Here is a 24,033-nt window from a genome sequence, read left to right on the forward strand (position 1 = left end):
GTTAATTCCTATGGCGTTGACCAAACATATTAATGATACGCCTTCAATAGGCCAATGGAAATCTTTTATCGTAGTTAATATTGACCATCTAACTGCTCAATCCCCTTAAGGGTAATTAAAATACTACGCCACTTTCCAAAATGATATTTGAATAAGGCGTCATTTCTCCCGTCCGAATGAACGCGCGACAGTTGTTTAAGTCTTGCTTCATTTCTGAGTGTGGAATGAAAGTAACCGGCACGTTAGGCATTATTTCTTGAATGCTTTCCAACATCTTAGGATTTTCGGTCTTGATTTCTTCCGCTAAGTAAATTCGTTGTACTTCTAATTCTTCTAAAACATTCAAAAGTACTTGAGTAAAGCTTGGAATTCCATTATCAACTGCTAAGTCGATTTTTTCGGTTCCTGCTGGTACTGGCATACCCGCGTCACCAATGCTTAACTTATCGAAGTGACCCATTTGGGCAATTACCCGTGAAATATCTGAATTGATTACTTTTGTTTTTTTCATTTTTCCGCACTCCTTCGTTAATTTAATTCTTTCTTATATGGAATCGATGGTTGCGCACCAAAGCGTTGCACCGTCAATGATGACGCCTTATTACCGTAAAGGATTGCGTCTTTAAGATTGCTAAAGTCTGGATTCAAAACCGTGCTCATGGCACCGATGAAAGTATCTCCAGCTGAAGTAGTGTCGACCGCCTTCACCTTAAATGCGGGAACGATCCCGGTTTCACCATTAACACTGTAGAAAGTTCCCTTACTACCAATGGTGATTAACACGGCCTTAATTCCTTGGTCATGCAAAGCTTTAGCAGCCTTCACCATGCTAGCTTCGTCAGTGACTTCAATTCCAGTGAGGATTTCAGTTTCCGTTTCGTTAGGAATAATCATATCCGTTACGGCTAGCAAATCATCCGGAACCTTTTCAATTGCGGGAGCCGGATTCAAAATTGTTTTTACACCCGCTTCGTGAGCGATTTCAAAAGCCTTAGTAGTTGCTTCTAACCCAGTTTCAAATTGAGCAATAACGAAATCACTATTTTTAATCACGTCTGCTTTAGATGCTACGTAATCCGGAGTAAAGGCCATGTTTGCACCGGCATGAAGCATAATTTCATTTTCACCAGCGTCGTCAACCACAATGTATGCTTGACCAGTTGCCTGATTGTCCAAAGTAGTAACTCCACTAAGGTCAATGTCTTCATGTTCTAGTAAATCTAACATTGCCCGGCCAGCATCATCGTTTCCTACTGCACCAATAAAATTGGTTTTTGCTTCGGAACGCTTAGCTGCCACCGCTTGGTTTGCGCCCTTGCCGCCACCAGCGGAGAAGATTTCTTTTGTATGCATCGTTTCTCCAGGTTTGGGCATTTGCTTAACCCGAATTGTGCGATCTAAATTAATACTTCCAATAATCGTTACCGTACTCAACTTGTTTTCCTCCTGAGTTTAAAAAATTGCCGTTTATTTTAGGTAAAACGTTTTACTAAACAAAAAAATAAAAATGTCTTCCGCATGAAAACGTTTTAAAGACATAATAGAAATATAGCACAACACTTAAATTAATTCAAACGGGCAGTGGAAAATCGTTTTACTAATTGAACCGGCAACAACTCTTCTTCCCATTGTTTGTTAGGCTTTTCGATTCGGTCAATTAACATTTTTGCTGTAGTTTGCCCTAATTCAAAAATTGGCTGCGCAATCGTAGTTAACTGGGGGGCCACGTATTCGCACATATCAATGTTATCGTACCCAATTACGCTGTAATCTTCAGGAATCCGGCACCCCTGATCAGCCAGCCCGAGGTATAACCCTAAGGCAATTTGATCGTTTACCGCAAAAATCGCCGTCGCGGGCGAATTAATTACCGCTTGGGCCGCTTTACGTCCGCTCTTTTTGGATAGCTCGGCGTCTACGCGAACAATCTCGTCTTCCCCAAATACCGTTTGGAAGCCGCGAAGTCGGTTTTGAATATTTTCCGTGGCGTTTTCAGGCATTACAACGGCGACTTGCCGGTGACCTAAATCCCATAAATGCTGGGCCGCTTGTTGTCCACCAGAAAAATCGTCGGTGAGGACCGCGTCGCTGATTCCCTCCGACTTTTTTTGGTCTAAAACGATAAAAGGAAATTTTTCGCCGCGCAGAATTTTTTGAATTGCCTCGTTAGAAATTGACGAGCTAGCAATGATAAACCCATCGACTCCCCGGTGGGTAAGTTCCGTCAAATAACGGTCTTCCTTGCCCTGGTCCATATCCGCGTTGCAAAGCATCGTCATGAAATCATATTGGTATAATACGTTTTCAATCCCACGAACTAAGCTGTTGAAAAAGGGATTAGTAATGTCCGGAACCAACACCCCGATCATCTTACTTTTCTTCATAATCATCCGCTGCGCAAAGTAATCTGGTTCGTAACCCAGTTTTTCTTTAGCGCGTTGAATACGTTTGATCGTTCTTGGAGAGAAACGAGAGCCGTTCCCATTTAAAGATTGGGAAACCGTAGTAACAGAAACCCCGGCAGCTTTGGCAACGTCTTTGATCGTAACTTTCTTTTTATTCATTATGTCAACCACACCTAATTGATAAATTATTTTAAGGAATAGTGTACACTAAAAAAAGCAAGCGTGTGCAAATCTCTTTGGAAGATTTTACGGTCTCATAGAATTAATAATTAATTATTCACCCGAAAAATCAGCTGTTCCGTTGGCTTTATCAAGCTGACAAAAGCATTTTTACTGCAAGATTCCTTAGTTACGGAAACTAAAAAAACAGGCTGTCAGAAATTCCTGACAGCCCGCTTATAAAACTAATTTTTAACTTCAATTGAAGTTCAGTTTTAACTTCATTTAACGATTCCTAAAGTTTGTAAGATTAGATAAATGTTCAATAAAATCAATATTATTGTAGCAATCCAAGCACACCACTTCACCCACTGACGGTTAGCAAACTCACCCATCAGTTTTTTACTACTGGTATACATTACCAACGGAATTACCGCAAATGGTAACGCAACACTGAGGAACACTTGGGAGAAAGTCAATAGATTTTCAATCTTGGCTTCGTCACCATGATAGTAAATCGCAAAAATCAAAACCGGTGCCACCGAGAGCAAACGGGTTACCAACCGTTGTACCCACAACGGAACCCTCAGGCGAATGAAACCTTCCATGATAATTTGTCCGGAAAGGGTTCCGGTAATCGTTGAACTTTGTCCAGACGCGAGCAACGCTACCGCAAATAGCATACTCAACATTGGACTAGCAATTGCTCCAACAATTTGATTGTCACTAAGCGCATTGAACAAGTCCACAAATCGACCTAACGAGCTATCGGTTCCGTAAAATAAAGCCGCCCCTAAAATCAAGAGCAAACTGTTGACGATAAACGCCAAAAATAGTTGCATATTAGAGTCAATCGTGGAAAAACGAATTGCTTGAGCCACGTTTTTACGATCCCGGCGGTCAATTTCACGCGTTTGCGAAATCGAAGATCCTAGGTAAAGGTCGTGAGGCATTACGGTTGCCCCCACGATTCCCAATGATAAATATAGCATTGAATTGTTCTGCAAAATTACTGGTGCAGGCACGTAACCTTTAATGATTCCCGAAATACTAGGATCCGAAAGGAAAACTTCGTAAGCAAAAACAATTAAGATCACCATTACCAATGTCGCTACAATCGCCTCAATTTTCCGGAAGCCTAAGCGCATTAGCAACAGCAAAATCAATACGTCCGCTGCGGTAATTAAGATCCCGATAATTAGTGGAATGTGGAATAATAGCTCAAGCGCAATCCCCGAACCAATAATTTCCGCAATGTCGGTCGCCATAATTGCTAATTCAGCAACTACCCACAGCATGAATCCAACTCGTTTACTAGTACGCTCCCGAGTTAACTGCGCTAAATCCTTTCCGGTTACAATTCCTAACCGTGCCGACATCGCTTGTAAAAGCATGGCAATTAAGCTAGAAATCAAAATGACCGACAGCAACGTATATTTAAATTGAGCACCACCCGCGATTGACGTAATCCAGTTCCCTGGGTCCATGTAACCAACCGCGATTAAGATTCCCGGCCCAGTGTAGGCCATTAACGTTTTGAAAAAACCGGCATTCTTTGGCACCTTAATACTACCGTTAATCTCATCTAAGCTCTTATTATCTACTTCATCGAGTTTTTCTGACATTGTAGTCCCTCTTTTCTATTGGTTTAGAAATTCGGTAACTTGAAACAAACTCTCCACGCTAAAAATTGACCCATTTTAATATCAGCGAAATAAAAATGGATCAATTTTTGATATCTTCTTTTTTAAAACGGAGTGCTCTTTTCAAAAACCATAACTACTATACCATAAACCGTTATTTAAATGACCACAATTGCGCTTAATTTTTTTCACAACGTTCCGTGGCCTTTAATTATCGCTTACGGGTTAACACAGCGATTGCAAACATAAGGTTCACTACGACAATAATTCCCCAGTTAAATTGAAACTGATGAGGGAAAAAGTCCGCCACCCACCAGCTCATCCCCGTGGTAATCAGCACAAACAAAAGTATTTCGCGGATTTTACGACGCCAATCCATCAAATTCACCCAACTTATTTTTAATCAATTTAGTCATTTAAGGACCCATTGTCACATTTAAGCATTAAGCCAATTATAGCGCCTATGGTTTAACTTGCCTAACTTTAACTAGTCCCTCGGGCGTCACCCGAAATAATCCGGTACGATAATCTTGGTGATAGGTCTTTTGCAACATTACCGTAAACGTACGGTGCCATTCTGGAAGCGCGATGTATTGGTAACTTTGAACTAATTTTTTAAAGTCGGTTGGCGACATCATGAAATCTTCACGAGCGACCAGGTTGTCCGAAAAGAAATAATATTTTCCAACGTATCCCGCGTAGTAACTTGCTACGTCGTCTTGATGCGGGTCGACTAACAGAACTTTTTGGTGGTTGTACTTGGTGGTCTGCTTGGCGATTTGGGGTAGCTGGACCGGCAGCGCTTCTTGACTATGCGCGTTATTATACTCCACACCATCAATTTCTGAAATCATCAAAATTGTTGAAAAGATCATCAGTGCAAGCGTCGTGAATTGGTAAATGTTTTTAGTAATCAGCGAGCTAAACGAACGAACGCCTCGTTTTTGAATTTCTTGTACAAACATTGCCCGATCCATCGCTATCGCAATTGCTAAAGCAGCTAGGAAGAGGTTTAAAACCACCATGCTAGATAAGTAACTTCTAGTCCATCAAGGTGAATGGCCTCCTTGTACGGCATGGAAACGAGGTACATAGCCAATACACTCACGTAATAAACCACAAAACTAAGGTCAATGGCTAATAGTACTTTTAAAAGCGGAGTGCGCTTATGTAAAACAAGTCCAATCACCACCCAGGCCACGATTAAACCAATGTTAATTAATAAAACGCCCCTCGTAGACAGGGAATTTAACGTTAAAATTTGATGGATGAATTGGTGGCTAATCCGACCCATTACGGCAGAGCTTTCGTGGTTTAGCTGACTTTGATACGCTTGGGCGCTGATCTGATGTTTAGTAACTGCGTGAAACGTGTTGTGCACGTGTTGGTTCCACCAAAAAAAGGGTAAATAACTGAGCCCCATAGTAAGTGCAGTTCGCCATGACGCAAACCGGATCCGTAGCCAATGCTTACCAACGCTATAGTTAGTGGTTAACGAGTACATCAGGTAGCATCCAATCATCACCACGTACATCGTCCCCGAATTTTTAATTAGTAACAGTTCTGCGCTAAAAATCCCAGCAGTTACGCATTGTAACCACGGATGGCGTCGATACGAATAAATTCCCGCGAAAGCTGCGGCCGCCAACACTGGCAAAACAAAGTCAACCAGAAGGTTATTCATCCGAATTGCGATGTTAAAAACGTTACTGATGGCAATGATGAAACACAAAAAGAACGCTGTCATAGTACGACTACGATCCCGTAATGCAGCAAAAAGGGCGTATAGTCCCGCCCAAATCAACAGGAATTGTCCCACTAACATGGCGCCTTCACTAAAACCAACCCAGCTAACAAATTCCGTGATCCATAAAGCCGCGGCCGGTGGATAGGATGTGAAAGAAATTAAGGTTTCGCCTCCGGCTGGTAAGTGCCCTTGAAACAATAAGAACTTAACCATTACGGCCCAGTGAGAATAATTATCGTAGTGAATTAAGGGACTGAAATATAAAGTGCGACCCATCATAATTCCCAAAAACAGCATCCAAAAGTCAAAATAATGGATTCCTTCAAAGGGGAGCTTTCCCCGATTAAAACTGATCAGGCCGACCCGCACAACCAGTCCAATACAGCCCACAATCACAACGGCTTTAAGCCCAAATTCCAAGAAATTTACCATTGCCAGAAAATATAGTGCTAAGGTTTGGACAACCATTGCCGTAATCCACGACATGTATTTATTTACGCCGGTCATCCGAATCAGGCCCGTATATCCCAATTGAGCCATCATAAAAACAACTAAACCAAAGAAAGACATTTTTCCTTACCTACATTTCTAAATTAACTTTTATGAACGGCGCATAAAGCGCGTCGCGGAACGTTCTAACTCCTTCAATCGTAAAATCACGTTTAAATGAAGTTGGTCAAACGGCGTTAGCCAATTATCTTGTTCTTTAGAGAGGAATTTGTTTTCCCCGTCATACGTTAGTTCTAAGTAGTAATCTTGGTCCTTACGATCTTTAATGTTAACGGTCACTCCGTACCATTTTGGTTCGGTATCGACTACCCGGACGACTTTGCTCTTAAAATGAATTGGATAATTTTTGTAATAGATGATTCCCGTCGTTTCCGTGCCCATTTCTAGTTGGTTTTGGTCGTCATCCAATTCAAACGAAAAACCGCCATCCGAAACGTCTCGGGTTTTAAAATCCGCCCATTTTCCATTTGCTAACTGCATACGGCCCTTTGCGTGGCGAATAAATCGTTCGCTACGACGATGAATGTCTCGTTTCATCGAGATAAATAGGCAGAAACTAAGGTTAATGAAGTGCATTACCAGCCAAAATGTAATTACACTTCCCACAATAATTTCTGACCCCCACTTTCCCCAGTTAAATTTAATAATCGCAATTAACGTTAGCGACCATAAAATCAAGTACGGGATGATGTACAATTTGTCTCGCCAAGAAAATTGTACTTTTTTATCCGTTACTTTAAATTTTTTGGCGTGAATACCAATTGATTCCAGTAACACGGGTAAAAATAAGTATGGGGCAAAAAAGGTTTCTTGGATTTCTCCCCACCGTTCATTACGAATATTACTGGAGGCATCTCCCAGTACAAAGTGCAGCAAGAAATATCCCGGTGCCCAGACAATCATTAGCACCCAGAAATTAGCATTAACGACCTGCACTTTAAAAAGGGCATACAAAATCGGGGCTGCAATATAAATTAATCGGCGCAAAAAGGACCACCAGTAAAGCCACGTATTAATCAAAATAATTCGATTAATCAAGTTAATTTTGGGATTCAAAAAGATGTGGAGGTTACGGCAACTTTGAATTACTCCCCGAGCCCAACGCGTCCGTTGCTTGATAACACTCTTCATATCAACCGGAGTAATTCCGCTTGAAACGGGTTCTACCGTTGCCAAACTCTTATAGCCCTCACTGTTAATTTTGGTTCCTAATTCGAAGTCCTCCGTGATCGTATCCGTAGGAAAACCACCCACTTTATCGACCGCTTCCCGTAAGAACACCGCGTTAGACCCGGTAAATAAAGCATGCCCATTGGCGCCGTTTAAAACGTTGACATCCCGCGAGAAAAAGTCTTGTTCGTTAACCACCGCATCTTGTAAAAAGAGGTTGAACTGGAAAATATCTGCGTTATAAAAGCTTTGTGGTGTTTGTACAAACCCTAATGGCACGGTATGGTCGGGATCTTCTTGTAATTCAGCAAAATTTTCCGTAAAAAACGGGACGCTCTCCATTAAAAAGTTGGAGAAAGGTACCATATCCGCGTCAAAAATGGCAAACAACGGCGCATGAAGCTGTTCCAATGCATTGTTAATATTTCCCGCCTTAGCGTGCTTATTTTCTTCCATCGTAACGTAATTAGCATGGTACTCCTTGGCTAACTGGCGGACTTCCGGACGATTCCCATCGTCTGCAAGCACCACGTTAACCAACTTAGGGTCGGGATATTTCATGAATTTGGCCGCATTCACGGTTTTACGCAATAAAGCCACCTCTTCGTTATGGGTGACGATAATCACGTCAATCGCCGGGAGGGGTTGGCGATCATCAAAATCCGGAATTTTAAAATCGACAGGCTTCTTTTGCCGGATTAACCGGAAAACAATCAATACGTAAGCCGTAAAGTTAGAGACAATCTCACTACCAACCAGCATCAACGCAAAAATTAGTGTAAAGAGGTGGGCATGCCACGGGATTGTAAAAAACACCCTCCATAACAGGTACAAAACGGACAAAACAATTGCTAAAATATAACTAATTTTTTTAATTTTTGGCATTAGTCAGCCCCTCGCTTTTCCTTAAAGATCAAATCACGTTGGATTTGATAGCTGATAATAAATAACGTAAAGTCCACCACAATTTTGGCGATTAGCGGTGCAATGCTACCCTGGCTGTGTGGCAACCAGCCCGTAACTAAATCAGTTAGGTATCCGGAAGCAAACATCTGGATGATAAACACCCCCCCGTATTTAATAACGGTTTGACGGCCCTGCTTACCAAATACCACCCGATGGTTCAGCGTGTAATTAACCATCGCAGATAGCAGGCGCGAAACAATTGTAGCCACGATAATTCGTTCCCCAAGTAATTCTTTTCCCATCAAAACAATCATTAATTCAAACAATCCTACATCAACTAGAAAAGAAATCAACCCGCTCATCGCGAATTTCAAAAAACGTGCGTATATTGCGACCGAATCACGAACCACCCGAAAGTGTGAGGACTTATTGCCATCTAAATAAATTGTGGGGATTGGTTGTTCGGTAATCTTAACCTGGAACTTCCGTGCTCGAAGCAACATGTCAAACTCAAATTCAAAACGTTCTCCCGGAAAACTAAGTAATTGCCTCACGTAGCTTCGAGGAATCACCCGTAGACCAGTTTGCGTATCTGAAATATTTTGCCGAGTGAGCATGCGCACTAATTTACGCGTTAATACGTTACCAAACTGGCTCCGCCATGGGATTTGATTTGTAAATTGGCGTGCACCGATAATTAAGTCTTGCGGGTGCTTTTCAAACTGATGAATACAAGCCGCTAATGCATCCACCGGATGTTGTCCATCCGCATCCATGGTAGCAATCCCCTGAATTTGTGGAAAATTTTCTAAAATGTACTTGAAACCAGTTTTCAACGCGGCTCCCTTTCCTCGATTAACCTCGTGATGCAGTATATGAATACGTTCATCTTCCATATCTGCAAGACGTTGGAAAATTGGCTGTGCCTGCTGGTCGCTACCATCGTCAACGACCACGAGTGCCTGTACGGGAACCGAACTTTCTAACAGCTCCTGAATTAAATCGAGTAATTTTTCATCAGGATTTAATGCCGGAATCAAGATGCCGTAAGCTTTCATTGGTTTCCTCCGATATCTATTTTTAATTATGAAAAAACTATGTGTTTTTTGTGGCTTAATGTATTAAAAAACGTATAGTTATGATTATTTTTTTAAGGCTTAAAAATAACATAGTTTTTCAGTTACACCAGCGTCTATCATACTTCAAAACGGGCACCAATTCAATTTAAACTATAAAACATTAAATGAGCTCAATTTTACATTTAGCCTAAAACGAGTAGAATTAAAATGTGAGATTAACTCCCAAAAATACATACTATTTAAACCATTTTACTAAAGAAAACTATTAAACTGATTTGTAATTATTTACTTAAAGAAAGCGGGTAAACGTAATGAACCTATGGGGAGCGCTCTTTTTTGTCCTGAGCCAAATTGGTTTTGCAGGCATCCTGCGCATGGCAGGGATCGATAAATATTTGTCCTGGATCACTTCCATAGTTGTCCAAACCCTCCTTCTCTATATTTTGGCCATGGTTGGCCTGCTTTCCTTCGGGATCCGCTCCGTCGTCTTCGTTGGATGCCTTTTTTTCTTGCTTCGTCTCATCTTTATCGTCCTTCAAATTGGTAAATTGCCTTTCGAAGGAATTCATTATTTTGACGTCTGGATGGTGGTAATCGGGCTCACCATGCTCCACACGCTAAGTCAAAGTATCCTTATTCATTATGACAACTACTCCCACTGGGCCATCATTGTTAAATATCTGCTTACCCAAGGGCATCTTCCAATTGCGGGCGATTCAATCATTTCTTTTACGTCTTATCCGCCTGCGACCGCCCTTTGGATTACCGAATTTATTAGCTGGGTTGGTTTTAACGACGGGACCATGCTGGTTGCCCAATTTTTATTAATCTGGGCTAGTTTGTACGCCCTTTTTGCCGTCCTGCGCGACCGGACCCGTTCAATGAATGGCTTCTTTCTTTGTTTCATTATTGCGATAATAAATGTTTTTAACATCGCAATTCGGATGAATAATTTACTGGTTGATTTTGTCCTTCCCGTAGTTACCGCAGCTGGATTTGCCGGAATTTATGCCGAACGAAAACATCCCCTTTGGCAATGCAGCATCACCGCGCTTTTTAGTGCCGAATTACTATTAGTTAAAAATTCTGGAACCATGTACGTGGTAATGCTGGTTGCTTATTTGCTGTATTCACTTGCAACCAATCGCGAAGGCACGCGCTGGCAACGATGGTTTCGCAGCTTGGCTTTGAGTGCGTTTACCGCAGTAATTGGCTTTCTACCCTTTTTTTGGTGGAATCAACACGTTCACAACACCTTCACGACAATTTCTAAGCACCAAATTAGTGCCCAAGCGTACCAGCAACAGTTGCATCACGAAGGCAATGCCGTTGTTATCAAGATTGGCCATCGCTTTCTCGACCAAATATTAAATTGGCATGCCCTATCGACCCGGGGGGTTTTGCTAATTAACGCTGGTTTATTAATTGGTTGGATTGTAATTACTTTCCTCATGCACCATAAAAATCCATTGCTAAAAACACTATTTGCTATCGACGTTAGTTTTCTAATTTACTACGGTAGCGTATTTGTCATGTACCTCGTTTCCATGCCCTATGCAGAAGCGATTCAACTTGATGGGTTAGAACGTTACCTATCAAGCATGGTGATTTTAAATCTTCTGCTAGGCGCTATGGTATTAGCCGTGGTTATGGACCAAGCGATGTTCGAACAAAGAATTGGTCGGCGGGGGGTTCGTTCCTTTAAAAACGTGTTTACCAAAAATCTTTATCAGCTTACGGCGTTGGTACTAATGATTTTCTCGATCATTTTAATGTTTTCAGAAATAAACGGAATCGAATATAACAACACCTTGGGTAAAGAACAACTCCCAGTTCAACTAAAACAAATTGCCCAACCTTCGATGACTTACAATCACCGCAAAATTTTACTGGTAGACCCGCACACTAACGACGTTAATAACTACTATGCCGGTTACGTTGGCCGTTACTACTTCTTTTCCGATAAAGTCGTTGGTCAAGAGAGCTTCATGATGGATCCGGCTACTTTTAAAAAGACCGTTGCCGCTTACCAATACGTAGCTTTACCAGAATGGCACCGCACATTTACGGTAATGTTGCAAAAGACCTATCATCAAAGTTATAAAACCGGGCTTTACCGCGTTACTTCCCGTGGATTGCGTCGGGTGCAGAAAATAACTCCGGTTAAAAATTAACCAAACGATTTCATTTTCCCTAAATTACTTGTATCATATAAATGTAAGCGCATTACCAGACCATTGAGGAGGATTCACCCATGCTTTTAACCATTGTTCGTCACAGTACTAGTCAAGATAACGGTCGCGGATTAGTTTCCGGAGCCCGGTCCGACGTCGGTTTGTCCCCGGCCGGAATCGAATATGCTAAGGAAGTTAGTCAAAACTACGACTGGCACCAGTTTGACCACGTTTTTTGCAGTCCCATGCTGCGTGCTAAACAAACCGCGAAGATTCTTTTAGGTGATGATGCTGCGCTCACCTATGATCCCCGGATTACTGAGATGGACTTTGGCGATTGGGACGGGGTCTCCGAAAAATTAATTTACGACAAGCATCCCGAAGTTTTTGACCGTCTTGGTATGTTCAACGCCAAGTACGCTGACTATGCGCCCCACTCCGAAAGTTATGCCGCACTGGTTGCGCGGGTAAGCGGGTTTGTCGAAGACCTTAAACAGCAGTTTGCTGATCAATCCGTACTATTAATTTGTCATGGGATGACAACTCGGGCAATTTTTGCAGCCATCTTCAACGTTGACGTAGCTGAATTTGGCATTGTTCAAAACGTAACCCTAAATCAAATTCACCTTGATGAAAAGGACCACTTTAAGCCCCGGTTAAATTGCTATAATAATCGGGTTTAGTTCGGCTAACCCGTAACTTCGACCATTCAACTTTCTGTAAACAAAAAGATGACGGTGCAGAATTTTCTAATTCGATCCGTCATCTTTTTTATTACTCGTGATAAAAACTACTATCCCAAGACTTCTTTAATCGCGTCAACCATTGGGGTTAAAGGCTTTCCGAGGTATTTTTCAAAATCGTCAGGTTGCACTGCTAAAGCACCGCTTTTGACAATTTGTTGAAAGGAAACCAACAGTTCAGCCACGTTTTGTGGTACTCCCGCATTTTCGACGAGGTTTTTTGCAGCGGTAGCTTCATCCGCGCTGATCACTTCCAGGTCTTTACCAGTTGCTCCCCGTAAGGCTGCACCCAAATCTTCGTAAGTGCGAAGTTGACCACCTAATTCTAGGATTTCAGGGAAATCAAATTTTCCGGAAACCGCTCGTGCCGCAACTTCGGCGTATTCGCGACGAAGTGCCCAGCCAGCTTGGCCGTTGCCGCCCGCATAGATGAACTTGCCACCTTTAGCGCCCGCTGCTAAAAAGGCCGCTTCGTTTTCCAAATACCAATTATTCCGTAAGAAAGTATGGGCAATTCCGCTTTCTTCAATAAGCTGCTCGGTAAACCGATGGTCAGCGGCGAGCGGACTAGTTGATTCCGTTGCCTTGCCAAAACTGGTGTACGCAATGTAACTCACTCCCGCTGCCTTGGCCGCCTCGACGACATCCCGATGTTGCGCTTGGCGGTCACCATCCGTTGTACTCGAGACAAAGAGTAGCCGATCGATTCCTTCAAAAGCTTTTTGCAAACTTGCCGAATCAGTATAATCACCAATCCGTACTTTAATCCCCGCTTCCTTTAGCTTAGCACCCTTCTCTTCAGTCCGAGCAAGGCCATATAGATTGTCTTCTGGAACTAAATCCTGTAAAACTTTTAAAGCATATCCCCCAAAGTTACCTGTAGCGCCCGTTACTAAAATATTCATAATCAAATCCTCACTTTCGTTATTAACTGATTAGCTGTACATTTATAAATCACACGTTTATACTAAGGGTAGTAATTCTGATTGTCAAGTGATAAATTCTAGAAGGGAGTTGATGATAATGAAATATTCCATGCGTTTTAGCGATACCATCCACGTGTTGGCTTACATTGCCATTCTGCACGATACGGCCCCGTTGACTAGTCAGGCCATCGCAGCCAGTGTGGAAACCAACCCGTCTAACATCCGCCGAATTATGGCGTCACTTAAAAAAGCTGGGTTGATTAAAACCACCGTGGGCAAGCCCCAACCAGCGCTAACCCGGGCACCAGAACAAATTTCTTTATTAGACATTTTCAACAGTCTTGATGAGGCCGACACGAATTTAATTCAAGTAGACCCCAAAACGAACCCGGACTGCGTGGTAGGCGGCAACATTCAAGATGCTTTAAACGCTCAATACGCTCATTTTCAAAAAGTTGTCCAAGACGAAATGGCTAAAACCACTTTGGCCGACGTCATTCAGGATATTGCAACTAACGAAGTCAAAAAACGGCCCGAAAGTCAGGGATTGTTGGCTAATTATCTAAAATCTTAAGTCTGCACTTTTACTGAAAATTAACTGTCTAGCTAAGAAAAAATAAAGGGACTCTTCGAGAAAATTTCTTTCTCGAAGAGCCCTTTTCTTTTGCAAAATGATTAATTTTAAAACATGATTAACGCTTATTCCACGTTTTTACATACGAAGTTTAGCTTACGCTTGCCAAGCAGTTAGTCCCTTTTTCAACCGTTGCAGTCCGTCTTGCAGGCGTTCTTTTGGACAAGCCACATTCATCCTCAAAAAGTGATTTCCATTGCCACCATAAAAACTTCCGGCCGATAAAATTAACCCAGTTTCTTTTCGAATAAACTTCGCTAGTTTTGCTGAATCATTTGTAACCTGGCTGACGTCTATCCAGATTAGATAAGTAGCTTGTCCCTCAACTAAGGCGATCCGTGGACCCACTTCTTGCGAGATAAAATTGCGAACTAGTTCGCGATTTTCGACCAAGTACTCTTTAAGCTCTTGTAACCAAGGAAGTCCTTTTTCGTAAGCCGCAATCGTGCCCGGAATTGCGACCAAGTTAGGTTCTGCCAATTCTTCGCTATTCAATCCACGGTTAATTTGGGCGCGCAAATTTTTGTTTGGTACCAACACAGTTGCTGCGTGCATTGCTGCCACGTTAAACGTTTTGCTTGGAGAAACCGCCGCCACCAAGTTTTGAATCAATTCTGCTGGTAAGCTAAACATTGGTGTATAACCTGTTTGATTAAAAGTGAGGTCTCCGTGAATCTCATCACTAAAAATTTTCACGTGGTATTGTTGGCAGAGTTGGGCAAGTCGAGTCAACGTCTCCCGTGACCAAATCAATCCAATCGGGTTGTGTGGGTTGCATAAAATCATCATATTCGTTAGTGGATCACTTAATTTTGCTTCCAAATCATCCCAATCCACATGGTAGACGTGTTTGTTTTCGTCATAAAGTAAGTCACTTGAAACCACGTGGCGCCCGTTATTCACGATTGAATTATAAAAAATATTGTAAACAGGTGCTTGCACTAAAACATTATCTCCTACAGCAGTTAGCCGACGAACCGCTGAAGAAAGCGCGGGAACTACTCCGGTTGCAAACGTCATCCATGCGGGATCTGGACGAAAACCATGCACCCGTTCATACCAATTTGCCACTGCATTAAAGTATGCCGGCGGAATTTCTTCATACCCAAAAATTCCATCTCGAACCTTTTCTTGTAATGCTTGAACAATTGCAGGACTCGTTTTAAAGTCCATATCTGCTATCCACATAGGCAGCTCATTTTTAGCAACGTGCCACTTAATGGAATTAGTTTTGGTTCGGTTGATTATCTGATCAAAATCACTCATCGTTACGCTCCTTTCGGCAACCGTGTTGTTGTCTGGGTAATTACGGTATTTTGTGGATCAATTGTTGGATCATCCATAATTATTTCACCAACGGATGCAACTCGAATATTTCCACTGATTGGGTTCTTAATGCTCATTACATCAGTAGTAATTTCTGCGTCAATGTTCCGACAATATTCAAAGGCAAGGTTAGTCCGCAAAACCCGACAATTAATCATTTTTAAATCATCTACATAACAAAGCCCTTGTTCGCTTTCAATTGTACAATTAATTAAAGTTAAATTCTTAGTATTCCACGCTAAATATTCACCACTGATTATGGAATCGTAAATGGTGACATTCTCACAATTCCAAAAGGCATCTTTAGAAACCAGTCGCGAATTGTGCACCTCCACATTTTTAGCCCCGTCGAAACAATAATTACCCACTAAATCCAAATGGTCGATATATAAATTGGTGCTATTCATCCCGAAGTAATCACCATTAGCTTGCACATTTTTCATCGTTACCTGATTGCATTTCCAAAGAGTTTCTTGCGCATCTGAAAAATGAATATTATTTAGCTTAACTTGATTGCACACTCGAAAAAGCTTTGGTGCTTGAAGAGTTGAATCATTAAGTTCAATATCGTTCGTATACCAAATTCCCGAGCGAGCCATCGTCTCTAGAATTATTCTTTCTCCTTTAACGTGCTTTGCATACCAAAGGGGGTACTTCCACTTAAATACGGTATCTATTAATTCAATATTTTGACTCTCTTTTAAAGGCGACTCTCCTTCGCCAAAAGTAGCTTGTTCAATTATTAAATCACGAGCATTAAACAGTGATCGTTCTCCTTCAAAGTAGTTTTCATTTATTTTTTGCATTCTTACATCTCTTTTCATTAAGCTTACTTAACTTCCAATATTCATAGTATATGGCGCCCACCTAACTATGTTAAATATTTATTGGTTATCGTCATTTATAATATTTACTTATCAATTGAACTAATATTGGGAGCCGTACCAAAAAAGGTTTCTCAGAACTTTTACATTCTTGAGAAACCCTTTTAATTTGTTAACTTTCAATTCGAACTCAAAGCACGTGTCAAAAGTCTTTTCACTATAATACTTAACCCGACTTTCTTAGCAAACTTAGCCAAGGTTACTTCTTCAAAACCATACGTTCCGCATCCACGCCTAACTCGGTTTTGATCCGTTGCTGTAATTCTTCAGCAGCTTGTTGTGCACGTTGCGCTTGGTCAGCGTTAACCGCTTCGATAACCAATACCGCATCGGTAGTTTCATCAGTTAGCATGGTGCGTTGAGCCTCACGCCAATTAAAGCAGCGGCAAATAGCCCCAGTTTGGTCGTAATAAATGACTTCCCCTGGCAACGCTGGCTCATCTTCTTCTACTCCAAGGGGCCGGAAACTTTCGCCGCCCTTAGCAACTCCGAGATGCATCGTACCATCCATTTTTTGTAAATCTTCGCTGCCACACGGCACGCCAAATTCGAGCGAAATACTATTATAAATATCGACTAACGGGTTAATTGGACTAAGCGATTTTCCTTGAGAAACTCGTTTGAGCAACGCTTCAATTGACGAACGGGCGCCTTTTTTCTTCTTAAATTTGGTAAACGCATCCCGCCATTCACTAATCACCGGGTTATTCCGAAAAACATCATCAGTAATAAATTTCTGGGCTTCTTTAACGGCATTGTCTAACATTGCTTGATAGTGTTCCGTTTGCATAGCCGCTAGATGGTTATCAATGCCATGTGCTACCAATACTTGAAACTGCGCTTCGGGAAATAATTCCCAGATTTGATCATCAACGATTAATGGTTGCATATTAAACTTCCTCCTCTTAATACTTACAGATTAATTCACAGCCATTATCTAACAAAATAGGTGCAAATGCAACAAAACTACTAAAAAAAGACTGAGGAAAAATTCCCTCAGTCTTTTCGTCAACTCAACTAAATAAAATTAGTTAAGCTTAGTTTTACTTTGAACTTCAAGCTTGTCGTTGAAGTCGTAAACAACTGGTTCTCCAGTTGCCATTTCAAGATTCATGATGTCTTCATCAGAAATGTTTTCGATGTACTTGCTCAAAGCACGGAGTGAGTTACCGTGTGCAGCAATGATAACGTTCTTGTTGTCAAGCAACTTAGGAGCAATTTCATCTTCCCAGAAAGGAATAACCCGTTCAAGAGTTACCTTAAGGTTTTCACCACCAGGGATGATGCGTGGGTCTAAGTTTGCGTAACGACGGTCGTTAGCAGCTGAACCTTCATCGCTAGCATCTAACAATGGAGGAAGTACGTCGTATGAACGGCGCCAAATGTGAACTTGTTCGTCGCCCCATTTTTCAGCAGCCTTAGCCTTGTTTTGGCCTTGCAATGCACCGTAGTGACGTTCGTTCAAACGCCATGTCTTGGTTTCTGGAATCCAAAGTTGGTCAGATTCTTCCAAAGCATAGTGCAAAGTCTTGATGGCACGAGTTAATACTGAAGTGTAAGCTTGGTCAAATTCAAGACCAGCTTCCTTAATTAACTTACCAGCATTTTTTGCTTGTTTAACACCTTCATCACTAAGATCAACGTCAACCCAACCAGTAAATTGGTTTGATAAGTTCCATTCACTTTGACCATGACGAATCAAAACTAATTTTGCCATATCGTTTGAATACCTCTTTCTTCAAATAAATTTCTAACGTTCTAATTTTACAATTTTTAACCGCTAAGCACAAACCTAAAATAAAGAAGTTTTCTTAATCGAGATCAATTTGGTTAGGAAAGTGTGCTAGCCGGGTGCCGGCTTTGCCTAACTCTTCTTCGATCCGCAAAAGCTGGTTATATTTTTCCACCCGTTCTGAACGTGCCGGCGCTCCCGCCTTTAATTGCGCAGCGTTTGTGGCCACGGTAAAGTCCGCAACAAAGGTATCCGCCGTTTCACCAGAACGGTGCGACATCATCGTGGTATAGCCATTTTTGCGGGCTACCCGGATGGCTTCGAGCGTTTCCGTAACCGTCCCAATTTGGTTTAACTTGATTAAAATTGAATTTGCCATCCCTTTTTTGATAGCTTCCCGAATCAAGCGCGGATTCGTGCAGACCGGGTCGTCAGCTACAATTTGGACTCTTTGCCCATATTCACTAGTAAATTTACTAAAGTTGTCCCAATCTTCTTCCCCGTAAGGATCCTCGATGGAAATGATTTCTGGAAACTCGTTTAGCAGCTTGCCGTAATATTCTCCTAGCTCTTGCGGCGTGTACGTCCGACCTTCAAAATCGTAATTCTTGGTCTCTCGATTATAGAAATAAGAGGCTGCCGCATCAAAAGCAATCGCCACTTCTTTCCCAGGAACGTAGCCTGCTTTAACAATCGCTTCGTGTAACATTTTTAAAGCGTCTTCTGAGGAAGGTAAATCCGGCGCAAAGCCGCCTTCGTCCCCCAGTCCAGTGGAATAACCCGCATCGGCAATAATTTTTTTCAATACGTGATAGGTATTGACAATTTTTTCAAACCCCTCTCGGAAACTAGTCCGTTCCACCGGGGTAATCATGAATTCTTGAATATCAATTTGATTATTAGCGTGTTCGCCCCCGTTAATTACGTTATGAAAAGTTTGCGGAAGTTCTAAATCAGTTCCTCCTAAGTACCGGTAGAGGGGGATGTGGAGCGCATTGGCCGCCGCTCTTGCCGTAGCCATGGAAACGCCTAAAATCGCGTTGGCGCCTAATTTACGCTTATTGTTAGTTCCGTCTAAATCAATCATTATTTGGTCAACGTTAGCCTGGTTGAAGGGATCAACCCCCTTTAAAGCCACCGCAATATTGTTATTTACGTTGTCAATCGCCTTTAGCACTCCCTTGCCAGATAACCGTTTACCGCCGTCTCGTAACTCAACAGCTTCCTTTTCTCCAGTAGAAGCTCCCGAAGGTACCGCAGCCCGACCCATGATCCCGTTAGACAGCGTTACGTCAACTTCTACCGTCGGATTTCCCCGTGAATCGAAGATCTCGCGTGCCTTAACATTTTCAATAACTAGTGTCATTACTAAATTCCCCCTCTTAAACAAAAAAGACGCCTATTATCCCCAGGAATTTCCTAGAAATAATAGACGTCATCAAATTAATGTTTAATTATTTTTACGGCGAACGTCATCGCCTATTTAGTTACAGCCATATTGTAGTTCCACTTAGTAATTTTTACAACCCGCTTTTTAAAAATTTGCGCAATTTTATAAATACAACTGCGCAAAAAATTATTTTTGTGAGGACGCGGAAGGACCTTCGACCATGGCGTTTTCAGCTTCTTTTTCAGTCTGAGAAGGTTTACTGCTGCCAGAGCTGCTCGTTTCCGATGAAGAATTAGTTGAATCACCAGAATCTGGCTTATCGCTTGATTCCTTGTTCGAGGGCTTATCCTCAGAAGCGGCTTTAGAAGAACTGTCCTTAGGTTTCTTTTTAGGCGCCGCCGGTTTGGTGGTAGTCGGCCCTTCGTAGCGCGGTTTTACCTTGGGTTTAATAGATTTATTTGCCGCCCCTTGATTATTATCCGGAGTCGTATCACTATTGAAAGCTCCTTGGTCAGCAACGATCCCAGCATTATTAAACCGTTGCAGCGTTAGTGCCTGATCATGGAGGGTTTCATAATATCCCTTATTAAATTCTTCGTTGCTAAGCAGCAAGTCTAACTGCGCATTTGAAGCATAAAAGTCCCACGCCGCGTTCAATTTTTTAGCTTTCTTTAGTTGTTTACTGAATTTTTTAAAATTATCCCTAATTTTTTTGATTAATTTGATCCGCGCCTGACTACGTTCTTTCAACGTCCTAGAGCCGTCTGAAATTTTCAGCACGTTTTGGTAATCTAACCGCGCACTGGTAAATTCATTACTTTTAAATTCAGATTCTGCGCGGGTAAATTGCCGAGTTTGGTCGAGGAGGTTGGTCGCCTCCCGATCGTTTTTCTTCTTTGTGAGGGCCCGTGAAAAATAATTCTTGGCAGCCGCATAATTTTTTTGGGCAATCGCCGTTTGTCCATTGGTGATGTTGCGTTGATATTGCAGTTCATTTTCGTGATAATGAGCAACTGAGTACCCACCAACCACTCCGGCGACCAAAAAAATCAGAACCGCCCAAATCCACTTTTTCATCGGTATTCCTCCCCATTCAGGTGTCTGCTTAATTATACCACGTAAGGCTTCATTACCCATATTAGGGAATTCGTTTTCATTAGCTTCTCATTTGAAATATTTACCCAAACACGTTATAACAGTTGTATAACTATTTTTGGAAAGGACCTGAATCATGCTTGAGAAACAATTTTATAAAACGTTTTTAAAACGTTCATTCAATATCCCAATTAAAGTTAATTATTGGGATGGAAGTTCCGCAGTTTACGGGACGGGAGAACCCCAAGCAACCATTACTTTTAAAAAGGCCATTCCGATTAAAAGCATTACTAAGAATGCTTCAATCGCCCTTGGGGAGGCGTACATGGATGGTACGATTACCGTCGATGGTAATTTACAAAAGTTAATTACTTCTGCTTACGAAAATGCGGACAGCTTTTTCCACAACAAGAAGTTCATCCACTTTCTTCCTAAACAAGGCCACGGCGAAAAGGAAAGTAAAGAAGATGTGCAAAACCACTACGATATTGGAAACGACTTCTATAAATTATGGTTAGATCCAACAATGACTTATTCTTGTGCTTACTTTGAAAGCGACCAAGATAGCTTGGAAACGGCACAAATGAATAAGGTTCGCCACATTATTCAGAAACTAAACCCACAACCTGGAAAAACTCTTTTAGACATCGGTTGTGGTTGGGGAACCCTAATGCTTACTGCCGCTAAAGAATTTAACTTAAAGGTAGTCGGTGTAACCCTTAGCCAAGAACAATACGACTTGGTCAACCAACGTATCCAAGAAGAAGGACTTAGCGGGGTTGCAGAAGTTCGGCTGCAAGATTATCGGGAACTTGGCGACGAGAAGTTTGACTACATTACCAGTGTAGGAATGTTTGAACACGTTGGAAAGGAAAACTTGGGGATCTACTTTGATAACGTAGCTAAGTACTTAAAGGACGATGGGGTCGCATTGATCCACGGAATCACCCGGCAACAAGGCGGGGCTAACAACGGTTGGCTAAATAAATGGATTTTCCCAGGTGGATACGTACCTGGTTTGGTAGAAAATATCGAACACATTGTTAACAGCGGTCTCCAAATTGACGATATGGAACCATTGCGTCGGCATTACCAACGGACTACTGAAATTTGGGACGCTAACTTTAACAAGCATCGTGACGAAGTACGCGAAATGTTCGACGAAAAATTCGTTCGGATGTGGGATTTGTACTTACAAGCATGCGCGGCTTCGTTTGAATCTGGCAACATTGACGTAATCCAATACTTGCTAACTAAGGGAGCAAGTGGCCGGGTCCTTCCAATGACGCGAGATTATATGTATGAAAAATAGAGCATCCTAAAACCTGGGTAGCTCTTGAGGATAACTGAATTAGGGGGCCGACCGCGAATTTAGCGGTTGGTCCCCTAATTTGGTTAACCGGAGAGAGCTGGGTTTTAGAACGCGTTTCAGCTACGCGGTAAAAAACGGAAATTCATGAAATCAATCGCGGTTTTGGCGATTAGTTTTATGATTTTGCTAACCGGAGAAGATTGGTGGCTGGAGTTCGTTTCGACCCTGCTGCAATAGAAGCAAAAAAATTAAGGGATTAAGCGCGTTTTATGCGATTAATCCCTTAATTTGGTTAACCGGAAGAAGTTGGGGGTTAAAGTCTGTTTCAGCTATGCAGCAGTCTTAAAAGCAACATCGACTTTTCGGCAAAAATCCAATAAAATTATCATCAAGTTAATCATTTGAAAGTAGGACGTTAACATGAAAATAGTAGAAGTAAATGCCCCTTCTCCCAAATTAATTCAAGATCTCTTAGTTGTGTGGGAAAGTTCCGTTAAAGCAACGCATTTATTTTTGTCAAACGATGAAATTCAAAAAATAAAGGGTTTCATTCCAGAGGCTTTGACTAGTGTTGCGCGCCTAATCGTTGTTGAAAATGACGATGCACATCCCGTTGGTTTTATGGGCATTAACGATCATTTTTTGGAAATGTTATTTATCTCCGACGACTATCGTGGTAAGGGACTAGGTAAGCAATTATTAGAATATGGAATAACCAATTATGCAGTGAATAAACTTGACGTAAACGAGCAGAATCCCCTTGCAAAGGGATTTTATGAACATATGGGATTTAGGGTTTACCAAAGAAGCGAATTAGATGGCCAAGGCAATCATTACCCCATCTTGCATATGCAAAAAGATTAAACCAAAGGCGCATTATTCAAGTTAACCGCTAATTCATAACCAACAATGTCTGCATGAATAACGACTACCCTAACATCATTGAAATTAAAAAGCCGGGAAAAATTCCCGGCTTTTTGTTTAGTCTTATTTAAATAATCAACGTCAAAATCATTACCGTAACCAATCCAACAATTACGGAAACGGCCATCGAACGCGTCCAGTAGGCAATGATAATTACTACTAGTGCGCCTAAGATTAACGCTAAGTTTCCTGACGTAATCAAAGTATAGTCACTTGAAATAAAGATTCCCTTTACGACGAGCGCCGTAAACAATGAAATTGGCACGTATTTCATCCAATCGTTGAACCAATCGGGAATCTGGCGTTTTGAAAAAAACAGTAGTGGCAAATATCGTGGAGCAAAAGCCACAAAAAAGCCGAGAATTATAATCAATAAATGATCAAACGAACTGTACTCCATAGGTAATTTCTCCTACCAAACTTAAAGAATATCTGATTCTTTCTTATCAATTTTTTCGATAATTGGTCCACCTTTACGTGAGCCAATTGCTTGCAGCCACATACTGGTTGGTCGCTTTTTAACCAATAACTCTTCCGTCAAAAAACCGGTGAAGGAAGCTAGCAGCGTTGAGATTACTAATCCTAAAGTACTCTTAGTAACAATCATGCAAACCGCTGCGAGAACTCCAGAAAAGATGCAGATTACTAATGATAGTCGAGACTTCACTTGCATTACAATCATGTAAATGAAAAGTGCAGTTAACGCAAAATCCACGACGGTCAAATTAATTTTCAAGACGCTCCCGATTAACGAACCAATCACGTTAGCCACGGTCCAAAATAATAACGACCAGTGTTCAACTTGACGGGCGTCGTTGGGGGTCCAATTCTTATCTGTAGCAAATTTCAAATAATTTACCGCGTAATTTTCATCATTTAATGAAAGCGCAAATGTAAATATTGAAGTATGACTTTCTCCCTGTAGATACTTCGACAAACTCGATCCTAGTAAAGCATAACGCAATTCAAGGAAAAAAAGCATTAAAACAATCGTTAGAATCGGTGCATTCACCGTTAACATCTGTGCAATTAAAAATTGGGCTCCTCCGGAAAAGATAACCAAAGAAACTAAACCGGTAAGCAACGTATTGAAACCAGCTGCGTGCAATAAAATACCACATGCTAAGCCAATTGGTGTGTAACTTAAGCAAAGCGGCCACGCAACTTTGAAGGTTTCCTTCCAACGTGCCTTTGTTTCAACTTGTTCCAAAGTTTGTCCTCCCAAAAAAATTAGATCTTTTAAGAATATATTAATTTTTTGCAAAGCATACGAA

Annotated in this window: 22 protein-coding genes, 1 pseudogene and 1 riboswitch; of the genes and pseudogenes, 5 read left to right on the forward strand and 18 right to left on the reverse strand. The window is 41.6% G+C overall.

Annotation, left to right across the window (positions count from 1 at the left end):
- Window positions 1-115 precede the first annotated feature (115 nt).
- From rbsD to HMPREF0623_RS09725, 9 genes and pseudogenes are all read right to left on the reverse strand, one after another.
- On the reverse strand, window positions 116-511 hold the full coding sequence (rbsD, locus tag HMPREF0623_RS05660) for a D-ribose pyranase (RefSeq protein ID WP_002829567.1): 396 nt from the start codon (window positions 509-511) through the stop codon (window positions 116-118).
- 17 nt (window positions 512-528) lie between these two features.
- Entirely contained in the window at window positions 529-1,434 is a 906-nt protein-coding gene (rbsK, locus tag HMPREF0623_RS05665; RefSeq protein WP_002829566.1) for a ribokinase, read from the reverse strand.
- 131 nt (window positions 1,435-1,565) lie between these two features.
- The gene (gene rbsR / locus HMPREF0623_RS05670) at window positions 1,566-2,564 is read right to left on the reverse strand and encodes a ribose utilization transcriptional repressor RbsR (protein ID WP_004166271.1); all 999 of its coding nucleotides are present in this window, start codon (window positions 2,562-2,564) and stop codon (window positions 1,566-1,568) included.
- Between the two features lie 281 nt (window positions 2,565-2,845).
- Window positions 2,846-4,189: an Nramp family divalent metal transporter gene (locus tag HMPREF0623_RS05675; protein WP_002829564.1), complete on the reverse strand. Its 1,344-nt coding sequence runs from the start codon at window positions 4,187-4,189 to the stop codon at window positions 2,846-2,848.
- A 229-nt stretch (window positions 4,190-4,418) separates the two neighbouring features.
- Window positions 4,419-4,586 carry a hypothetical protein gene (locus HMPREF0623_RS09655; RefSeq protein ID WP_002832515.1) on the reverse strand — a complete coding sequence of 56 codons (168 nt, stop codon included), beginning with the start codon at window positions 4,584-4,586 and terminating at the stop codon, window positions 4,419-4,421.
- An 82-nt stretch (window positions 4,587-4,668) separates the two neighbouring features.
- Window positions 4,669-6,524: pseudogene (locus tag HMPREF0623_RS05685) on the reverse strand (ABC transporter permease).
- 30 nt (window positions 6,525-6,554) lie between these two features.
- A complete protein-coding gene (locus HMPREF0623_RS05690) occupies window positions 6,555-8,519 on the reverse strand; it encodes a glycosyltransferase family 2 protein (protein WP_004166276.1) in 1,965 nt (654 codons plus the stop codon).
- On the reverse strand, window positions 8,519-9,598 hold the full coding sequence (locus HMPREF0623_RS05695; RefSeq protein ID WP_004166277.1) for a bifunctional glycosyltransferase family 2/GtrA family protein: 1,080 nt from the start codon (window positions 9,596-9,598) through the stop codon (window positions 8,519-8,521). The genes HMPREF0623_RS05690 and HMPREF0623_RS05695 overlap by 1 nt, the downstream gene beginning before the upstream one ends.
- A 338-nt stretch (window positions 9,599-9,936) precedes the next feature.
- The gene (locus tag HMPREF0623_RS09725; RefSeq protein WP_232362407.1) at window positions 9,937-10,188 is read right to left on the reverse strand and encodes a hypothetical protein; all 252 of its coding nucleotides are present in this window, start codon (window positions 10,186-10,188) and stop codon (window positions 9,937-9,939) included.
- A gap of 15 nt (window positions 10,189-10,203) precedes the next feature.
- Here HMPREF0623_RS09725 and HMPREF0623_RS05700 point away from each other — a divergent pair, with 15 nt between their 5' ends.
- Window positions 10,204-11,793, forward strand: a complete 1,590-nt coding sequence (locus HMPREF0623_RS05700) for an ABC transporter permease (RefSeq protein ID WP_229785779.1) — start codon at window positions 10,204-10,206, stop codon at window positions 11,791-11,793.
- Window positions 11,794-11,873: 80 nt separating this feature from the next.
- Window positions 11,874-12,476: a histidine phosphatase family protein gene (locus HMPREF0623_RS05705; RefSeq protein ID WP_002829559.1), complete on the forward strand. Its 603-nt coding sequence runs from the start codon at window positions 11,874-11,876 to the stop codon at window positions 12,474-12,476.
- 110 nt (window positions 12,477-12,586) lie between these two features.
- Here HMPREF0623_RS05705 and HMPREF0623_RS05710 read toward each other — a convergent pair whose 3' ends face one another.
- A complete protein-coding gene (locus tag HMPREF0623_RS05710; RefSeq protein ID WP_002832520.1) occupies window positions 12,587-13,441 on the reverse strand; it encodes an SDR family oxidoreductase in 855 nt (284 codons plus the stop codon).
- Between the two features lie 118 nt (window positions 13,442-13,559).
- Between HMPREF0623_RS05710 and HMPREF0623_RS05715 the strand changes: the two genes are divergently transcribed.
- Window positions 13,560-14,036 carry an Rrf2 family transcriptional regulator gene (locus tag HMPREF0623_RS05715; RefSeq protein WP_002832521.1) on the forward strand — a complete coding sequence of 159 codons (477 nt, stop codon included), beginning with the start codon at window positions 13,560-13,562 and terminating at the stop codon, window positions 14,034-14,036.
- 156 nt (window positions 14,037-14,192) lie between these two features.
- Here the strand turns inward: HMPREF0623_RS05715 and HMPREF0623_RS05720 are convergent, their stop codons facing one another.
- The 6 genes from HMPREF0623_RS05720 to HMPREF0623_RS05745 form a co-directional block, all read right to left on the reverse strand.
- Window positions 14,193-15,362: a MalY/PatB family protein gene (locus tag HMPREF0623_RS05720; RefSeq protein WP_002832522.1), complete on the reverse strand. Its 1,170-nt coding sequence runs from the start codon at window positions 15,360-15,362 to the stop codon at window positions 14,193-14,195.
- Window positions 15,363-15,364: 2 nt separating this feature from the next.
- Window positions 15,365-16,228 (reverse strand): DUF3737 family protein, encoded by an 864-nt coding sequence (locus HMPREF0623_RS05725; protein ID WP_002829554.1) that lies wholly within the window; start codon window positions 16,226-16,228, stop codon window positions 15,365-15,367.
- A 277-nt stretch (window positions 16,229-16,505) separates the two neighbouring features.
- On the reverse strand, window positions 16,506-17,195 hold the full coding sequence (locus HMPREF0623_RS05730; protein WP_002832524.1) for a B3/B4 domain-containing protein: 690 nt from the start codon (window positions 17,193-17,195) through the stop codon (window positions 16,506-16,508).
- Between the two features lie 138 nt (window positions 17,196-17,333).
- Complete coding sequence (locus HMPREF0623_RS05735) at window positions 17,334-18,023, reverse strand: 2,3-diphosphoglycerate-dependent phosphoglycerate mutase (RefSeq protein ID WP_002829547.1); 690 nt, start codon at window positions 18,021-18,023, stop codon at window positions 17,334-17,336.
- A 94-nt stretch (window positions 18,024-18,117) separates the two neighbouring features.
- On the reverse strand, window positions 18,118-19,404 hold the full coding sequence (gene eno, locus HMPREF0623_RS05740) for a phosphopyruvate hydratase (protein ID WP_004166282.1): 1,287 nt from the start codon (window positions 19,402-19,404) through the stop codon (window positions 18,118-18,120).
- 56 nt (window positions 19,405-19,460) lie between these two features.
- Window positions 19,461-19,527: riboswitch (Fluoride riboswitch) on the reverse strand.
- Window positions 19,528-19,614: 87 nt separating this feature from the next.
- Window positions 19,615-20,505 (reverse strand): hypothetical protein, encoded by an 891-nt coding sequence (locus HMPREF0623_RS05745; RefSeq protein WP_036671309.1) that lies wholly within the window; start codon window positions 20,503-20,505, stop codon window positions 19,615-19,617.
- A 154-nt stretch (window positions 20,506-20,659) separates the two neighbouring features.
- Between HMPREF0623_RS05745 and HMPREF0623_RS05750 the strand changes: the two genes are divergently transcribed.
- Together HMPREF0623_RS05750 and HMPREF0623_RS05755 are read left to right on the forward strand one after the other, a co-directional pair.
- Window positions 20,660-21,835 carry an SAM-dependent methyltransferase gene (locus HMPREF0623_RS05750; protein WP_004166286.1) on the forward strand — a complete coding sequence of 392 codons (1,176 nt, stop codon included), beginning with the start codon at window positions 20,660-20,662 and terminating at the stop codon, window positions 21,833-21,835.
- Window positions 21,836-22,255: 420 nt separating this feature from the next.
- Window positions 22,256-22,699: a GNAT family N-acetyltransferase gene (locus tag HMPREF0623_RS05755; protein ID WP_002832527.1), complete on the forward strand. Its 444-nt coding sequence runs from the start codon at window positions 22,256-22,258 to the stop codon at window positions 22,697-22,699.
- Between the two features lie 127 nt (window positions 22,700-22,826).
- Here HMPREF0623_RS05755 and HMPREF0623_RS05760 read toward each other — a convergent pair whose 3' ends face one another.
- The gene (locus HMPREF0623_RS05760; protein ID WP_002829535.1) at window positions 22,827-23,159 is read right to left on the reverse strand and encodes an AzlD domain-containing protein; all 333 of its coding nucleotides are present in this window, start codon (window positions 23,157-23,159) and stop codon (window positions 22,827-22,829) included.
- Window positions 23,160-23,180: 21 nt separating this feature from the next.
- Window positions 23,181-23,969, reverse strand: coding sequence for an AzlC family ABC transporter permease (locus HMPREF0623_RS05765; protein WP_002829534.1), 789 nt, complete (start codon window positions 23,967-23,969; stop codon window positions 23,181-23,183).
- Window positions 23,970-24,033 lie beyond the last annotated feature (64 nt).

The organism is Pediococcus acidilactici DSM 20284, assembly GCF_000146325.1.
GTDB classification, from domain to species: domain Bacteria; phylum Bacillota; class Bacilli; order Lactobacillales; family Lactobacillaceae; genus Pediococcus; species Pediococcus acidilactici.

What these genes read in the sequence shown, in the direction of transcription:
- rbsD (WP_002829567.1), bottom strand. Translation starts at nt 511, where the DNA reads ATGAAAAAAACAAAAGTAATCAATTCAGATATTTCACGGGTAATTGCC.
- rbsR (WP_004166271.1), bottom strand. Translation starts at nt 2,564, where the DNA reads ATGAATAAAAAGAAAGTTACGATCAAAGACGTTGCCAAAGCTGCCGGG.
- HMPREF0623_RS05675 (WP_002829564.1), bottom strand. Translation starts at nt 4,189, where the DNA reads ATGTCAGAAAAACTCGATGAAGTAGATAATAAGAGCTTAGATGAGATT.
- HMPREF0623_RS09655 (WP_002832515.1), bottom strand. Translation starts at nt 4,586, where the DNA reads ATGGATTGGCGTCGTAAAATCCGCGAAATACTTTTGTTTGTGCTGATT.
- HMPREF0623_RS05690 (WP_004166276.1), bottom strand. Translation starts at nt 8,519, where the DNA reads ATGCCAAAAATTAAAAAAATTAGTTATATTTTAGCAATTGTTTTGTCC.
- HMPREF0623_RS05695 (WP_004166277.1), bottom strand. Translation starts at nt 9,598, where the DNA reads ATGAAAGCTTACGGCATCTTGATTCCGGCATTAAATCCTGATGAAAAA.
- HMPREF0623_RS09725 (WP_232362407.1), bottom strand. Translation starts at nt 10,188, where the DNA reads ATGAATTCCTTCGAAAGGCAATTTACCAATTTGAAGGACGATAAAGAT.
- HMPREF0623_RS05700 (WP_229785779.1), top strand. Translation starts at nt 10,204, where the DNA reads ATGGTGGTAATCGGGCTCACCATGCTCCACACGCTAAGTCAAAGTATC.
- HMPREF0623_RS05705 (WP_002829559.1), top strand. Translation starts at nt 11,874, where the DNA reads ATGCTTTTAACCATTGTTCGTCACAGTACTAGTCAAGATAACGGTCGC.
- HMPREF0623_RS05710 (WP_002832520.1), bottom strand. Translation starts at nt 13,441, where the DNA reads ATGAATATTTTAGTAACGGGCGCTACAGGTAACTTTGGGGGATATGCT.
- HMPREF0623_RS05715 (WP_002832521.1), top strand. Translation starts at nt 13,560, where the DNA reads ATGAAATATTCCATGCGTTTTAGCGATACCATCCACGTGTTGGCTTAC.
- HMPREF0623_RS05720 (WP_002832522.1), bottom strand. Translation starts at nt 15,362, where the DNA reads ATGAGTGATTTTGATCAGATAATCAACCGAACCAAAACTAATTCCATT.
- HMPREF0623_RS05725 (WP_002829554.1), bottom strand. Translation starts at nt 16,228, where the DNA reads ATGCAAAAAATAAATGAAAACTACTTTGAAGGAGAACGATCACTGTTT.
- HMPREF0623_RS05730 (WP_002832524.1), bottom strand. Translation starts at nt 17,195, where the DNA reads ATGCAACCATTAATCGTTGATGATCAAATCTGGGAATTATTTCCCGAA.
- HMPREF0623_RS05735 (WP_002829547.1), bottom strand. Translation starts at nt 18,023, where the DNA reads ATGGCAAAATTAGTTTTGATTCGTCATGGTCAAAGTGAATGGAACTTA.
- eno (WP_004166282.1), bottom strand. Translation starts at nt 19,404, where the DNA reads ATGACACTAGTTATTGAAAATGTTAAGGCACGCGAGATCTTCGATTCA.
- HMPREF0623_RS05745 (WP_036671309.1), bottom strand. Translation starts at nt 20,505, where the DNA reads ATGAAAAAGTGGATTTGGGCGGTTCTGATTTTTTTGGTCGCCGGAGTG.
- HMPREF0623_RS05750 (WP_004166286.1), top strand. Translation starts at nt 20,660, where the DNA reads ATGCTTGAGAAACAATTTTATAAAACGTTTTTAAAACGTTCATTCAAT.
- HMPREF0623_RS05755 (WP_002832527.1), top strand. Translation starts at nt 22,256, where the DNA reads ATGAAAATAGTAGAAGTAAATGCCCCTTCTCCCAAATTAATTCAAGAT.
- HMPREF0623_RS05760 (WP_002829535.1), bottom strand. Translation starts at nt 23,159, where the DNA reads ATGGAGTACAGTTCGTTTGATCATTTATTGATTATAATTCTCGGCTTT.